The sequence below is a fragment of the Candidatus Schekmanbacteria bacterium genome (genome assembly GCA_003695725.1).
Taxonomy (GTDB): Bacteria; Schekmanbacteria; GWA2-38-11; order GWA2-38-11; family J061; genus J061.
This window is the reverse complement of the sequence record RFHX01000013.1, coordinates 1-15,924: the sequence shown is the minus strand read 5'-3', so window position 1 is coordinate 15,924 and position 15,924 is coordinate 1. Positions and strand designations below refer to the sequence as shown.

At 38.1% G+C, this 15,924-nt stretch carries 10 protein-coding genes; 9 read left to right on the top strand and 1 reads right to left on the bottom strand.

Annotation, left to right across the window (positions count from 1 at the left end; all coding sequences use genetic code 11):
- Positions 1-72 precede the first annotated feature (72 nt).
- The 5 genes from D6734_00650 (at position 73) to D6734_00630 (ending at position 5,739) form a co-directional block, all read left to right on the top strand.
- Complete coding sequence (locus D6734_00650; GenBank protein ID RMF98286.1) at positions 73-1,782, top strand: hypothetical protein; 1,710 nt, start codon at positions 73-75, stop codon at positions 1,780-1,782.
- A 124-nt stretch (positions 1,783-1,906) separates the two neighbouring features.
- On the top strand, positions 1,907-2,638 hold the full coding sequence (locus D6734_00645; GenBank protein RMF98285.1) for a spore coat protein: 732 nt from the start codon (positions 1,907-1,909) through the stop codon (positions 2,636-2,638).
- Positions 2,639-2,655: 17 nt separating this feature from the next.
- The gene (rfbB, locus tag D6734_00640; GenBank protein ID RMF98284.1) at positions 2,656-3,660 is read left to right on the top strand and encodes a dTDP-glucose 4,6-dehydratase; all 1,005 of its coding nucleotides are present in this window, start codon (positions 2,656-2,658) and stop codon (positions 3,658-3,660) included.
- A gap of 53 nt (positions 3,661-3,713) precedes the next feature.
- On the top strand, positions 3,714-4,580 hold the full coding sequence (gene rfbD / locus D6734_00635; protein RMF98283.1) for a dTDP-4-dehydrorhamnose reductase: 867 nt from the start codon (positions 3,714-3,716) through the stop codon (positions 4,578-4,580).
- Positions 4,581-4,614: 34 nt separating this feature from the next.
- Positions 4,615-5,739 carry a hypothetical protein gene (locus D6734_00630; GenBank protein RMF98282.1) on the top strand — a complete coding sequence of 375 codons (1,125 nt, stop codon included), beginning with the start codon at positions 4,615-4,617 and terminating at the stop codon, positions 5,737-5,739.
- Positions 5,740-5,867: 128 nt separating this feature from the next.
- Here the strand turns inward: D6734_00630 and D6734_00625 are convergent, their stop codons facing one another.
- Positions 5,868-8,120 carry an adenylate/guanylate cyclase domain-containing protein gene (locus D6734_00625; GenBank protein ID RMF98281.1) on the bottom strand — a complete coding sequence of 751 codons (2,253 nt, stop codon included), beginning with the start codon at positions 8,118-8,120 and terminating at the stop codon, positions 5,868-5,870.
- A 154-nt stretch (positions 8,121-8,274) separates the two neighbouring features.
- Here D6734_00625 and D6734_00620 point away from each other — a divergent pair, with 154 nt between their 5' ends.
- From D6734_00620 to D6734_00605, 4 genes are all read left to right on the top strand, one after another.
- Positions 8,275-9,825, top strand: a complete 1,551-nt coding sequence (locus D6734_00620; protein ID RMF98280.1) for a hypothetical protein — start codon at positions 8,275-8,277, stop codon at positions 9,823-9,825.
- A 59-nt stretch (positions 9,826-9,884) separates the two neighbouring features.
- The gene (locus D6734_00615) at positions 9,885-10,988 is read left to right on the top strand and encodes a hypothetical protein (GenBank protein ID RMF98279.1); all 1,104 of its coding nucleotides are present in this window, start codon (positions 9,885-9,887) and stop codon (positions 10,986-10,988) included.
- Positions 10,989-11,043: 55 nt separating this feature from the next.
- Positions 11,044-15,411, top strand: coding sequence for a hypothetical protein (locus D6734_00610; GenBank protein ID RMF98278.1), 4,368 nt, complete (start codon positions 11,044-11,046; stop codon positions 15,409-15,411).
- A gap of 70 nt (positions 15,412-15,481) precedes the next feature.
- On the top strand, positions 15,482-15,924 hold a 443-nt coding region (locus D6734_00605), incomplete at its 3' end, for a peptidase S58 family protein (protein RMF98287.1).

Here is a 15,924-nt window from a genome sequence, read left to right as displayed (position 1 = left end):
GTTAATTATAATTATATCAATTAATAGAATATTTTTTTAAAAAAGTATTATTTTTTTTGAGTTAGGAATCATATGAATTTGGGGATTGATTATTATTTAAGTATAATATTTGTTTTTTTGATAGCGGCAATTATCTGTCTCATTTTGACACCAGCTGTTCGACTTTTTTCATTGAAATTCAATATATTGAAGTCACCAAATGGGAGAACAGTCCATCATAGGCCTATGCCGCTTATGGGCGGATTAGGGATATTTTTTGCCTTCTTCTTCTCCATATTACTTCTTTATCTTATGAAGATTAGGTCATTTCATCTTTATTATTACACAAAATTCTTCCCAATTTTTATAGGCGCAATAATTATAATCTTTGTTGGAATTTTGGATGATATAAAGGGTGTATCACCAAAGGGGAAACTATTTGCCCAAACACTTGCCGCTATTATACTTTGGTCATCGAATATTCGGCTTGATATTGTTACGACATATTTGAAGAAAGATTGGGGAATCATTAATGATATATCATCACTCATTTTTACTTTGTTTTGGATTGTTGCTTTTACAAACGCCATCAATCTAATTGATGGTTTAGATGGACTTGCCACAGGAATTTCAGCCATTGCCTTTCTTTCGCTTGGTGTGGTTTCAATCATCAATAAGCACGCTGATATGGTTCAGGCATACATCTGTTTTGCTTTGGCAGGTGCTGCTATTGCTTTCCTGAAATATAACTTTAATCCAGCGAAAATCTTCCTCGGTGATACCGGCTCTCTTTTTCTTGGCTTTATGCTGGGTTCGATTTCTATAGCAGGTGCAATGAAGAGCGCAACAGTCGGCAGTATAATGGTCCCTATCGTATTAATGGGAATTCCGGTCCTTGATACGAGTTTATCCATTATTCGCAGAATACTTAAAAACAGCAATATATTTGAGGCAGATAGAGAACACATACACCATAAACTTATCGATATGGGCTTTTCTCACAGACGCGTGGTATTGATTCTTTATGTTGTTTCCTTGATATTTGCTTTTGTGGCTTTATATATTTCCTTCAGCAATGGCCAGCATATAGGATTTGTTGTGCTCGTTTTTTCTGTAGCAGGTTATTTTGCTTTGAATAAGCTTGGTTATAAGGAATATCTTAAGTTTCTCAGATATAGAAATGGTAAGGGTGGATTGGCTTTCGAGATGGAATATTTTAGTCTCGTATCGAGGCTAAATCTTGCAAAAACACCGGAAGCAGTATGGGAGCATGCAACTAAGATTTTGGAGATTATAGGATTTGAAAGAGCATCGCTTCATCTTCTCGATGGACAAAGGAAAAAATTGTCAACTCTTTTCAAATGGTCAATAAAGCCCGACATTATTCGGGGTATTATGAGCGAATATGAAAAGATCACAAGAGACCAGCCGCTTGGAACAAAAGGTTCTATTGCATCTTATCAATTGGCGCAGGAAAATCCAAGTATCATCGTAGTTAAAGATAAAGAAGATATGAGAGGAAAAATATCTGATGACATACTTGACAAAATAGCGGCAGACCAATTTGTTTCCATCCCATTGATTGGTGCTTCAGGCATTTTGGGAGCCCTTATCGCTGATAAATACTTCAGTAATACAAATATAAATGAAGAGGAGATTGCCCTTGCGACTTCCCTTTCATCACATATTAGTGTGGTCATTGAAAGAAATAGCCTGCTCAATCTCGAAAGAAAAGAGATTGAACTTTCTGATGAAGAGATAAAATTAAAAGAAAGAAAGACTGAAGATAGAACAATTCATTAAAAACAATATGTTCCTTTCCGATTATTTCCTCCCTTATTGTTAAGCTGATATTTTTATTTGCCACCTTTTTAATGATTGTGCTAATAAAAAAGTGTAACTTTAATTTAACTCAGAGGTAATAACAATGAAAGGAGTAATTCTTGCAGGCGGATTGGGGACGAGGATGCTTCCCCTTACAAAAATTACCAATAAACATCTGCTTCCAGTATATGATAAACCGATGATTTACTACCCTATAACGACTCTCGTTAACGCTGGAATAGAGGATATTCTAATTGTAACTGGCGGTAATCATGCAGGTGATTTTCTCAAACTGTTAGGCAATGGAAAAGAATTCGGTCTAAAGCATATCAATTACACTTATCAGGAAGGGGAAGGTGGAATTGCCGATGCCCTTTCGTTGGCAGAGCATTTTTCAGAAGGGAAGAAACTCTGCATCATCCTTGGAGACAATATAATAGAAAAAAATATAAGGAGGCAGGTTGAACTTTTCAAAAAACAAGAAAAAGGTGCAAGGATTATCCTAAAAGAAGTAGAAGATCCTCATCGTTTTGGAGTGCCTGTATTGGATGGGAAAAAAGTAGTCAAGATTGAGGAAAAACCAAAGAATCCCAAATCGAATTACGCCGTAACAGGGATATATATGTATGACAACAAAGTTTTCGATATTATAAGAAATTTAAAACCTTCAGAGCGTGGAGAGCTGGAGATTACTGATGTAAATAATGCCTATATAGAGATGGGGGAGATGGAATGGGATATTCTCGAAGGTTGGTGGACTGATGCTGGAACATTCAAATCGTTGAGACGCGCAACGAATCTTGTAGCAGAAACGGGAGCCAATAATTTAGATTAAAAGATTAGGAGAAAAAATTGAAACTCTTTGTAACAGGGGGGGCGGGCTTTATAGGCTCAAATTTTATAAGGCTGATGCTCAATAAGCACAGCGATTGTTCAATTATAAATATAGACCTTCTCACTTATGCAGGATGCTTGGAAAATCTTGAAGATGTTTCGGATAATCCTCGTTATAGTTTCATTAGAGCTGATATAAATGATTTTGATGCAATGAAAGAATCGATGAAGGGTGTAGATGCAGTCATAAATTTTGCCGCTGAATCGCATGTTGACCGAAGTATCGATGACCCTTCGCTCTTTCTTAAAACTAATGTCTTTGGCACTTATACGCTTTTGCAGGCGGCACGGGAGAATAGAATTGAAAGGTTTATCCAGATTTCAACGGATGAAGTTTATGGTTCTCTTGGAAAGGAGGGGCTCTTTTCTGAGAAAACACCATTGGCACCAAACAGCCCCTATTCTGCAAGCAAAGCATCTGCAGATTTTCTTGTGAGAAGCTATTTTAAAACATATGGCTTTCCTTCAATTATCACGAGATGTTCAAATAATTATGGACCTTTTCAATTTCCGGAAAAGTTTATCCCGCTGATGATCACTAATGCTATTGAAGATAGAGAACTTCCAGTCTATGGCGATGGGCTCAATATAAGAGATTGGATTTATGTTGATGACCATTGTCGCGCAATTGAGACGGTGCTTTTCAAAGGGAAGGAGGGAGAAGTTTATAATATTGGGGGAAATTGTGAAAAAAGAAATATCGATATCGCTAAAGAGATTGTTGCGCGCCTTGGCAAGAGCGAATCATTGATAAAATTTGTAAAAGACAGGCCCGGACATGACCGTCGTTATGCAATGGATTCAACTTATATAAAAGAAAAGTTGGGATGGGAACCAAAAATAAAATTTGAAGAAGGAATAGAGCTTACAATAAAGTGGTATAAGGAAAATAAAAATTGGTGGCAAAAAATCAAGAGTGGAGAATATAGGGAATATTATGAGAAGCATTATCTGAATAGATAAAGATATTATTAGTCCTTATTCCTAATCTCTATTCAGTCTTTTCTCAATTTTAGATGAATAGCCAAAAGAAAAAAAAGATCGCAGTTTTAGGCGCCCGTGGAATGCTTGGGCAAGCAATGACAAGAATTGTTTCAGAGAATCATTTTGATACAAGAGGGTTTGCTATTTCGGAGGTTGATATAACCAAACCTGATACTATTGCTGAAATGTTTGATAGGTTTTCTCCGCAAGTTGTAATCAATTGTGCCGCATTTACAGATGTCGATGCTTGTGAAACTGAGCGTGAAAGGGCTATGAAGGTCAATGCAGAGGGAGTTTATAATATTGCTGAGATATCTAACAAAAGGAATGCTCTTGTTGTTCATATTAGTACAGATTATATTTTTGATGGAACTAAGAAATCCCCTTATAAAGAAGAAGACATTCCCTCGCCTTTGAACTTTTACGGTGAAAGTAAATATTTAGGAGAAAAGTCTCTCATTGAAGCGACAGACGATTACATTATCCTTCGCACAGAATGGTTATATGGTGAGGGAGGTAAAAATTTTGTTTTTACGATGTTGGACAAGCAAAAAAGAGGAGAGATTATAGAGGTCGTTGATGATCAGATTGGATCACCTACATTGACAGATGAAGTTGCCTATGCTGTCGTAGGGTTGTTGAATAATAACTGCAGAGGAGTTTATAATTTTTCATCGGCAGGCGAATGTTCTTGGTATGATTTTGCTAAAAAGATTTTTGAGGTATCAGGTTTGCCAGCACAGATTAATGCGATAAAAAGCTCAATGATAAAGCGTCCAGCTGTTAGGCCTAAGTATTCAGTTTTAGATTGTTCTAAAATTAAAAGGGATGCCAATATATCTATAAAAGTGTGGGATGAAGCTTTAAGCGCTTTTATTAGAAATTTGAAATTGAAATGATTTCATATTAGAAGTTGGTAAATCTTTTTAAGTAATGAAATTGATTTTTTCTATGAATAAAAAAAATCTGCTATTAAAAATTTTATTTGTTCTTATCGCCATTTGTTTGGCTTTTTCAGCTTCAGCCCTTGAATACAGACAGTTTGATGAATTATTTGATAGAAGGGCTGATTTTGTCGGGAAAAGCCAGTGTATAAGGTGTCACTTTGAGATTGTAAGAAGTTTTTCAAATAGTAAACATAAAAAAGCTTTCATTTCACTTGCTTCACGTGGGAAGGATGATGATAAGAAGTGTATTCCCTGCCATACAACAGGATATGGGAAACGTGGAGGATTTAGAAGCCTTGAAGAGACACCTGAATTGATAGGCGTCCAATGTGAATCCTGCCACGGGCCTGCAAGCCTACATATTGAAAAAATAGAGATTGGCGAATTTAAGCTTTCTATGTGCACTTCCTGTCACCAGCTTGGCAAAGTTGAAGGTATGGCTGCAGATTGTGACAGATGCCATCCACTTTATAAGAGGCATTTAGAAAAACTAAAACGTAAACAGCTTATTATTAGAAAACCGAATGAGGAGATCTGCAAGGATTGTCATAATGCAGATAATGACCCTGACTTCGATTTAAAGTCGATGTATTCTTTGGTTGGCCATGGTAGAGTAACTGCTGACTTTTCGAAAATAGAAAGCAAGGTAGAAAAAGAAAAAAATGTAGTCTTCCTCGAGGAAAAGCCGGAAGTGAAAAAAGGGACTGCATATGTTGGAAATGACAAATGTATCAAATGTCATCAAAAGGCATACAAGAAATGGCTCTCCACGAAACATTCTGAAAGTTATGAGACGCTTGAAGATGAAAAGGAGGAAAAAACAACGCGCTGTATCAGATGTCATACTACAGGATATGGCAGAAGGAGCGGATTTATAGATGCTGAAAATACGCCTTATTTAAGGGAAGTTGGTTGTGAAACTTGTCACGGTCCCGGGAAAGACCATATCAAGGCACCTAAAAATAAAAAGATGGATACCATCTATGGTATTACAAGCGACTGTCCCACCTGCGGAATGTCAGTTACCTGCAAGCGCTGTCATAATATGAGACAGGATCCTGATTTCGACACACAGAGAGATGTTGAAATTATTAGATGCGATAAAGAGTAAAGGGTGCAAAGAAGGTTTAACCATTTGAGCGTGTGTTAAATTTGTTGATCCTTTTTCTCGAGATGCTTCAGATAAAAAATATGTAGAACTGTTTCATTATTGATTTTTGGAATGTTCTTTGCAAGCGATTATTTTGTAGTCATAACAAATACACCGTCCCAATCTTCTGGAGGTGGTGAAATCTCATAGGCGCTGCATCTTTCAATATAGACCTTTGATGGCCCGTCGTTGGGATATTTTTCAATCACTGCTTTGAAAATTTCTTTTGCTTCTTTCCATTTTCTTTTTTCATAAAGTTTTATTCCTTCTATAAAAAGAGATGCTTTTTCTATCAATCCGTTTTCATTTTCCGTTGTTCCCATCAATTCGTAAATTTTTACCGGTTTCAGCTTCCCTTTGACGCGCACAAGGTCAACCTCTCTTCTGATGAAATATTCCGGAATTTCCTTTTCTGTAAATTCACTTATTATTATATTCGTGCCATAGGTTTTATTTATACCTTCGAGCCGTGAAGCAAGATTTACTCCATCACCCATTACGGTATAATCAAATCTTCTGTCAGAACCCATATTACCAACAACGACATTTCCTGTATTAATTCCTATTCCAATATCAACAGGAGGTTTCCCTTCTTTGTCCCATTTTTCCCTTAATTTTTTTAAACCTTCCATCATTCCAAGTGCTGAAAGGCAGGCTTTTTCTGCATGATTCTCTATTTCTACAGGCGCCCCCCAAAATGCCATTATTGCGTCACCTATAAATTTGTCCAATGTCCCTCCGTTTTGCTCTGTAATGACATATGTCATTTCATTGAAGTATTCGTTCAAGAGATGGACCAGCTCAACAGGGGTTAGGGCTTCAGAAATAGAAGTGAACCCCCTGATATCGGAAAAAAGAATTGTAAGGGGTTTTTCTTCTCCTCCCAATTTCAATTTGGAAGGGTCTTTAGTAACTTCATTCACAACAGAAGGGCTTAAATATTGCTGAAAGGCACCACGAATTTTCCGTTTTTCCTTTTCTTCAGTAAGAAATCTATAAGATGTTATAGATACATATAATGATGCTGTAGTTAAAAGAGGGAAAACCATATTTATCCATATATTGTAGTATATGAAGATTGAAGATATGATTATGATTACCAAGATAAAGACTGCCAGAGCCAAAAAACCGCTCTTGGAAGGTGAAAGTTTTGTCAATGTAAAGGAAAGAATCGTGCCTATCAATAGGATTGAAAAAAGGTCATAAAGGATTGCCAAAGCAGGATGAACCAAAAATTTTCTATCCAAAAAGTTTTGTGCAATTGTTGCTTGTTTTTCAACTCCAAACATAATTCCAAATGGAGTTACCCATTTATCTCCTAATCCTGTTGCCGCATATCCTACAAAAACCATCTTATCTTTAAAGGTGTCTGAATCTATCTTTCCTTCCAATACATCAACCGCTGAGTAATAGGGCACAGTTCCCTGCGGTCCATAATAGGATATAAGGTATCTGCCTCTCTCATCGATTGGTATATTTATATCTTTCAGTTGTACGCTTTCACCGAATATTATTTTTAGTTGGTCAATGTCTGCATTTAGATGCACCATTGTTGCCCATAAGGCAAGACAGGGATAAAGAGCATCCATATATTTTTCAATCATCCATTCCTTTCTTACGACTCCATCTATATCTGTGCTTACAGCTTCGGCGTTTCCAACTGCATAAGCCGTATCCATAAACTTGTTGAGCGGTATCAAAACCTCCTTTGCCTCGATTGGCTCGATTTCTTCTTTTAAATTGGCTTCATCTTCTTCAAGAAAATATGAAGAGCGTGCAAGATTTTCCAATGTATCAGAATCGAGTTCTTTTATTTCAGGAGAAAAAGGGTTCATAGACATTGCAAGGATTACATTTCCTGCATTTTCGAAGGATTCGGCAAGTATTTGGTCACTATCGAGGTTTTTTAGTTTCTCCTTCAAATCCTCAATAAGTGCTTTCATTTGATTTCCCTTGTTCTCTTTTTTTATTTTTTCTATCAGGTTGGAAATGAGTTTCGATTCTTCTGATATTTGCGGTTCACTGAAGATGATATCGAGAGTGATTACACTTGCACTGGCGGCGCTTAACTTGTCCACAAGCTTTGCAATGATTTTTCTGTCCCAAGGCCATCTGCCTATTTTTTTGATTGAATCATTGTCTATTGCCACAATTTTTACATCTTCAGGCAGCTTTTCAACACCCCTTATTTTAAACCTGAAATCAAGAGTCATCAATTCAAGACGATTGATAATAGAAATGCGCTGCATTGGACCATGATAAAAGGCAATGACAAATATTAGTAGAGTTGTAATGAATCCTACTTTTTTTGGAGATAGTTTGAAATCTTTTAGTAACTTCATAGGTAAAATAATATTGCCAAAGCATTCAAAAATGCAAACTGATTTTAAAAAAATTATTTTCTTTTTGTTGCTTTAACTTATTGACATTAATAATAACATCTTGATACAAATTTAAGAATAGGAATATAATTTAAAAACTACCTCTGTACCTTTTATGGGAGGCATAATAATGTTTGTTTCCTTTCAAAGTAACCGAATTCTATATTTTCTTTTATCGATTTTAATTTTTTCCTTATCTCTGTCTTTTTTTGTAAATGCTGCAGATGTATCTGAGATTGAATTTTCCAAAGCTCTTCTTGCATTTGATGACGGCGATTATGAAGCCGCGGCAGTCCATCTTGAAAAGGGGCTTGAAGGTGATCCTGAAAATGTGGCAATGCTTATCAAATTAGGACAGACATATAATCTGTTGAAAGAATTTGATGATGCACTCGATGTTCTTGATAGAGCTTTGAAGCTATCGCCAAACAATCCTAACGCCATATTTGAAAGGTCTGTCTCACTCCTCAATACTGGAGACTATGATGAAGCCTTTGCTGGATTAGAATCTGTGCGTAAAGCAATGGCAAAGGATGGAAGAGTTCCTTATTATCAGGGACTTATCCGTTTCAGGCAGGATAAGTTTGAGGAAGCTATCGATTTTTTCAAGGAAGCTGAAAAGATTGATAAATCTGTAAAAGCGGCATCAGACTATTATATTGGTGTTGCCCTTTATCGTCTTCAGCGATATTCAGAGGCAAGACCCTATTTCAAGTCTGTGGAAAAAGAAATACCTAAAAGTAAAAAAGGGGAGTCAGCAAAGAAATTCATTTCAGCTATTGATGCAAAAGTTCGGGCGGCAAAGCCTTGGACGATATTTGCTGATTTGAGCTGGCAGTATGATGATAATGTAACTTTGAAGCCATCTGAATCCGTTCCAGGAGTGAGGATTTCCGGCAGAGGTGATTGGAAGGGGGTTTTTTATTTAGGAGGCACATATAGATTTATAAATACAGACAATTTTCAGGCAACAGGACGATATTCATTTTATCAATCGGTCCATAGGCAGTTACGGGGATATAATATAACGGGAAATCAGCTTGGAGTAAATTTTTCTTATCGTATTGCTAAGCCACTTCGGTTTAATGTAATGTATTCTTTCAATTATTATGAATTAGATGAAACAAGATATCTCGAAGCCCATTCTCTTCTTCCCTCAATCACATGGATTCAAAGTGATAGAGCAATGCTTCAGGCATTTTTTAGGTATCAGGATAAGGATTATTTACAGGATGAAAGGGATGTCCCTTATGAGCGTGATGCAGTAAATTACAATTGGGGGCTTTCACAGTATATCTTTTTTATGAAGAATAATGCCTATTTGCGGCTTTATTATTCGCAGGATAAGGACAATGCGCGAGGTAGTGACTGGGATTATAATGGAATCGATGTCGGGAGCGCCATTCATATTCCTCTTCCCTTTGAAATGTCATTTGACGGTGATTTTGGATATACAAGGCGCATTTATGAACATATAAACTCTATTTCAATAATAAACAAGAGAAGACGCGATAAGGAATATGACTGGTCGATTGAGTTTACTAAAAAACTCAATGATTATTTGAGTTTATCATTCAAGTTTAATCGCATAGTCGATGATTCAACAGTTGCTCTTTACAACTATGACAGAGAAATAACCTCATTTAATTTGAAAGCGAGGTTTTAGTCTATTGTCTTGATAGAGTATAAATAAGGAATATAATATATTCATATAGGGGTAAGAAAATGAAAACCAAGTATTTCAATTCTTTTCTACTGAGTGCTTTTCTACTTATCTTCCTAATTTCAATAAAAGTAGAAGCCGCAAAGGTTGTAGGACGTGCCCTTGCTGTAAAAGGCGATGTGAAAGTAACTCGCGCTGAAGAGCCGCAAAAAAAGATTAAACTTCGTGTTAGAAGCCGTCTTTATGAAAAGGATGTTATTGAAACTGGAGATGATTCTAAGGTAAAGATTCTCTTCAATGACGAGAGTGTAATGAACATTTCTGAAAATGCCCGTGTTGAGGTTGTTATGCAGGAAAAGGATGAAGCAACGAAGACCAATAAGTCAGTTTATCGACTTATGAAAGGAAAATTAAGGGTGCTTGTAGGAAAAATAAGCGGTGAAAAAACGGAATATGAAGTTCGCACACCTACCGCTTTGGCGGCTGTGCGTGGAACTCAGTTTTTCGTATGGGTTGAAAATGAAAAAAAGACGAAGGTTTTCGTTATAGATGGAGTGGTTGAAGTTGAGAATGTTGAGATACCGGGAGTAAAGGTTGCTGTGTCAGAAGACCTTTGGACGCTCGTTGAAGCTGGAGTGCCTCCGATTGAGCCAAGGCCTATCAGAATGGAAGATATGAAGCAATTGTTTCAGGATACAAACATAGGCGGAGATAAAACTGTCAATCCAAAGATGAGAAGGTCTTTTAGAGCCGGTGGAGGCGGAGAAGGGACAGGTGAAACAGGAGGCGGCACTGAAGAAGGCGGCACAGAAGGGACTGGTGAAGTAGCTGGTGAAACAAGGACTACGACGGGAACTGGCACTGAAGGTGCCGGAGGAGGTGAAGGTGTTGGTGGAGAAGAAGGTGAATTTGCAGGAGAAGGTGCTCCTGAAGCAACAGGAGGCGGAGAGGGCGCAGGTGAAACAGGAGGCGGTGAATTAGGAGAGCCGACAGGAGGCATAGAGGCGCCTACAGGTGAGGAGACTCCTACAGGAGGTGAAGAATTTAACGAACCTCCCCAACAAACTCCGGGAGAAGGCGGCACAGGAGGTAAAGCTCCGGGACAGAAAGGCGGAGTTATAGAAGAGAAGCCAAAACCAAAGGGGAAAATAATAATAAGATTTTAGTTGATAATCTCATATTTGATCAAAGAAAAATTTAATAAAAAAGGGGTAGTTTTAAGTGATTGGAAAGACAAGGTTTTTGAATATCTTTATACTTTCGTTGGTTTTGATTTCTTATTCTGTAATTTCTGCTTCAGCATCCAGTCATAGGTCAAGTTTATCTTTACGCGCTTTGGACCTGAAAATTGTTCCTGCAAAGACAAAAATTAGAGCCGGCAAAATCAAACACTTTCGTTTGAAAGATAAGAATAAGGGAGAATTATTTAAATCAGCAGAGAAGTATGGCAAAGCTGTATGGTATGTGAACGGAATAAAATGGGGAAACAAGGAAGTTGGAAAGATAAATAAGAAAGGAAAGTATCGGGCTCCCAAATATGTAGCTTCTAAAATGAAAGTAAATATTAGTGTAAAACTATCAGGTTATTCCCAAGCAAAAATCAAAGCGGCAAGAGCAGTTCTAAAACCGCAGAAGAACCAAAGAGGAAGGCTTCTTCTTCGGGTAAAGTGGAAAGATAAAGGCCGTTCGGCAAGAGCTCAGCAGATACCTGAAGATGTCAAATCTGTCAAAGGAGTTGCCGTAAAAGAAGATTCACCATTGAAGGGGAAGAAATTTACAGCAGGACCTGTCAATTTCAGTGAAAGTAGAGAATTGATTTTCAATGTACCCATAGGGGAATACACAGTTTTTCTTGAGGCATTCGACCAAGAGAATGGACAGGGCAATGTAATCTTTGAGGGCGTTAAAAAAGGTGTTGATGCTGTGCCTGTAGGTGCAAATGAACCGGAGCCAGAGCCTGTTGTAATCTTTCTTACTCGCGTTGATATCCCCCCCAGTGTTTCTATTACTCCTGCTTCTGCCATAGTCCGTATAAAAGAGAAAAAGAAGTTCAATATAGAGGTGTCAGGAGTTATTACAGATGTAGCAAATCCTCTCTACCTTTTTGTAATGCCTAAATCAAGCGATTTGAAATCGAAATTGAAAGATTTCTTTTCCTTATCAAAAGCAGAAAAAGACAAACTGCTTAAGTTATGGGAAGAAAAATATGGTTCGATCAGTAAAAACGGCCTTTATGAAGCTCCTAAAAAAGCTCCAAGTAAAAAGGCTCTAATAGCGGGTATTTTGAAGGCTTCTTTAGAAGATGAAAAGCCTGGTTTCATTTATGATTATGCAGAAGTCGATATAATTCCACAACTTAAAGTGACTGTTTCGCCATCAACAGCAGAGCTCAATCTTGGGGAATCACAGCAGTTTAGCGCAACGGTGGTTGGAGCGATTTCCGACACTTCAGTCATCTGGTCAATCGATGGAGATGACGGGACATTGGGCTCAATAGATACAAGCGGGTTATATACAGCACCATCTATAATGCCATTGACTTCAACTGTCATCGTGCGTGCGCAAAGCTCGGAAGACAGTGCAGTTTCAGATACGGCAAAAGTTATACTGACTGCTCCTGTCTTCAATATTTCATTAACCGCACCGGATATGTCGATGCTTTCTATCTATAATCTTCTTGCTATTTCTACAACCGATGATTTTAGCAATGGAGCTTTTTCAAATCCTCTAACCCCAGCTCAGGCATTTTCGATATCCAATACATTGGAGGTTAAATTTGAACCAACCGTTGCCACTGGATGGACTCCTCTTGACGGCACGATTGTTGATGTAAGGACTGACAGAATTCTTGTGGATATACCTGATGGATTGCCCTTTGGTACTTGTAAAGTTGCGGTAAAAGTAAAAGGTAGTGATTCAAAATCAAATCCACTTACTATAACCATCGTTCCTCCCTTTGATGAGACGCTTTATGTGGATAATATTGGAGGAGAAGACACAACTCGAGGAATATGTACAGATAAACTCTATGACGGTAATGGAGATTTCTATGTTACATCGAGATCTGCCGGCGGTCCTGGAGATATTACAAAAATATCACCAACAGGTGTAAAAACGCTTCTTTCTGATAAGGTTGAAGATGTAAGAGGGCTTGAAATGAATGAAGATGGAGACCTATTTGTAGCCGAAGTTTTAGCTGAAAGCAGTTATAATCCGCCTGACAGATTGATAAAAATACCTGCTGGTTCTGATACGCCAATAACTAATTTTATAACAACAGTTACAGAAGCAAGGGGTGTCGCTATTGGTCCTGATGGGAATGTTTATATAGCAGATAAATATAACGGTGAAGTTTTGAAATTTTCACCTTCAGGAGGGACGGGCACGGTTGTTGCGTCACTAAGTTCAAGTATAAATGGTATAGACTTCAATTTATTTGGAGACCTTTTTATTACAGAAGATGATGGAGATACAATTTATAAGGTTCCTGCAGGAGGAAGTACTCCATCTTCATTTGCAACGACGACACATTGGGGAACTACGGGAGTTGCAGTTGATTATAAAGGCAATGTCTATGTAGCAGAGCGTTCTGACCATATTGAAGTTTTTGACCCAGATGGAAACAGTTTAGGTGAGCTCGATCATAGTACATTCGATACTCTTGAAGGCATTGAACTCGACCTTTGCAATAACTTGTATGTTTTGAATAGATATAGCGCAGTTACTCGTCTAACTGCCCCTCCATTGCCAACAAATGCGCCAACTATCGGCTCGATGGATCTCTTATCACTTATTAATGAAGGCGGTAATGATTACATCAATATGGAAATCAAGGGAGTCAATTTTACTTCCAGCCTTGTGGCGTCTGTGGGTGGACAGGCAGTAACTACTGAGTATATAAATGATACGACTATACATGCTCTTGTGCCAGCCAATTTGCTTGCAAAAGAAGGGACGATAGAGGTTTATTTATCAACAAATATTTCACCTTCTCTATATACTCCTTTGGCTGTAACGGCGGAACTTACTTCAAATAAGATTAATTTCCCGATTCCTAAGGAGATCTTTGTCAGCCCAAGTAATCCTTTTGTTCCTCAAGAGGAGACTGAGCAATTTAAAGCATATGTAACAGGTCTTGATAATCAATCTGTAGTTTGGAGTGTCAAAGGTGGAAACAGCTTTGGCACGATTACATCGAATGGACTTTATACAGCTCCTTCAGATATTCCCCCGGATGGCAAAGCTGAAGTTGAAGCAGTTTCATCAGAAGACAGTACACTGAAAGGTTCGGTGGAAGTCAGTCTTGCAAATCTTTTTGGTAAGGTAATCGATGTTCAGACTCAACAAAGTATATCTGGGGCAACCCTTTCAGTGTCAGAGATAACAGATTTATCGCCTTTTACTGCAACTGTTACTTCAAATACAGATGGCAATTATGCCTTTGGATTGCCTGTTGGTGAATACATTTTACAAGTTGATAAGTCAGGATACCAGAGTTATACATCATCCTTCTTTGTAGATTATATTACTTCAACGATTCAAATAAATCCTTCCCTTTCTCCAATTTCGCAAACTGTTGTAGTGGGGAGTGTTTCTGGTAAAGTGACAGACGAAGGCGGTAACCCAATTCCCGGGGCAGTTGTATCAATCAGCGGTGGTCCTCAAACGAATGGTGTTTTTGCAACGGATCAAACCGATTCAAAGGGATTTTATTTTATCGATGCAATACCAGTGACTGACACATTAGGCAATCCCATCCCTGTCTTTACTGTTACAGCCTATGCTGACTCTTATGAAACGTCAATTCAAACGGGAATTACAGTAATGCCAAATGCGAATACATCGAATGTAGATTTTTCACTCGTTCCAGAAGTGTTAGGATCAATAATATTTTCCGATGATTTTGAAACCGACCAATCATGGGTTACAGTTGTTAGCGATACTGTCCCAACAGATACTATTAGTTGGTCGAGAATCAACAATCCTTCTTCAATTGTGAATAGTGCCGTGCCCACTTATGTAACATTGCCGCCGGGCGATACATCTGGAGGTGCTTTACCATCTCCACCAAGCGGTAATTATGTACTTTGGTTCGGCGACCCTGCAACAGGAAATTATATGGGTAAGCAACAGGCAGATGATTATCCAAATAGCGGAGGAATATCTGAATCGTTATTTCACGGTGGAGCGATTTATTCTCCATATTTCTATATTCCTCCAACATCCAATCCAGAGTTGCGCTTTAAATCGTGGTTTGAAATCGAGGGCGTAAATCCGAATCAAATGGGCTATGATAGGATGCGCGTTCTTATTGCACATAGTGGAAGTTTATTTGATCCTCTTTCAGGTGACGAAATACTTCTTCTAAACCCCTATGCTGATCCAGTTGTTGAAATGAATCGTGAAGACAAGCCCTATACATCGTCTGGTTTCAACAAACCTCCTATTTGGTATCGTTATCAATTGGATCTTTCAGCATATAAGGGTGAATATATAAGGATAGTTTTCGCATTTGATACAGTAGATAACCTGTTCAATGGATTTAGAGGATGGCTCATAGATGATGTTGAAGTTGTCAATAAACCTTAGGGTTTGAAAAATCTGTGTGTTGAAGGCGGACATTTCGGAATGTTCGCCTTTTTATTTTTTGAATGAATTAATGAGGAGCAGTAATTTGAGAGGTGTAAGAATTGGCCATTATACTGATCTAAAAGGTGTGACAGGATGTACGGTTTTTCTTTTTGATGATAAAGCGGTTTGTTCCTATTCATTGTTGGGAAATGCAGCAGGGACGAAAGAGCTCACACCACTTGAAGAAAACCACATCGTTGAAAAGATTGATGGAATTTGTATTTCTGGTGGAAGCGCCTTTGGTCTTGATGCTTCTTCCGGTGTGATGAGATACCTTGAAGAAAGAGGCAAAGGATTTGATGCGGGAATTGTAAAGGTACCTATAGTACCTTCAGCGATTATTTTTGACCTTGCCATTGGAGATTTTAAAGCAAGGCCAAATGAAAGAGACGGTTATACTGCATGTGAAAATGCTAAAGAGGAGATTCCTGAAAGAGGGAGTGTTGGTGCAGGCACAGGCGCAACGGTTGG

Bases quoted from the DNA above. Each gene is read 5' to 3' on its own strand.
- D6734_00650 (RMF98286.1), top strand. From the start codon at position 73: ATGAATTTGGGGATTGATTATTATTTAAGTATAATATTTGTTTTTTTG.
- D6734_00630 (RMF98282.1), top strand. From the start codon at position 4,615: ATGAAATTGATTTTTTCTATGAATAAAAAAAATCTGCTATTAAAAATT.
- D6734_00620 (RMF98280.1), top strand. From the start codon at position 8,275: ATGGGAGGCATAATAATGTTTGTTTCCTTTCAAAGTAACCGAATTCTA.
- D6734_00615 (RMF98279.1), top strand. From the start codon at position 9,885: ATGAAAACCAAGTATTTCAATTCTTTTCTACTGAGTGCTTTTCTACTT.
- rfbD (RMF98283.1), top strand. From the start codon at position 3,714: ATGAATAGCCAAAAGAAAAAAAAGATCGCAGTTTTAGGCGCCCGTGGA.
- D6734_00645 (RMF98285.1), top strand. From the start codon at position 1,907: ATGAAAGGAGTAATTCTTGCAGGCGGATTGGGGACGAGGATGCTTCCC.
- D6734_00625 (RMF98281.1), bottom strand. From the start codon at position 8,120: ATGAAGTTACTAAAAGATTTCAAACTATCTCCAAAAAAAGTAGGATTC.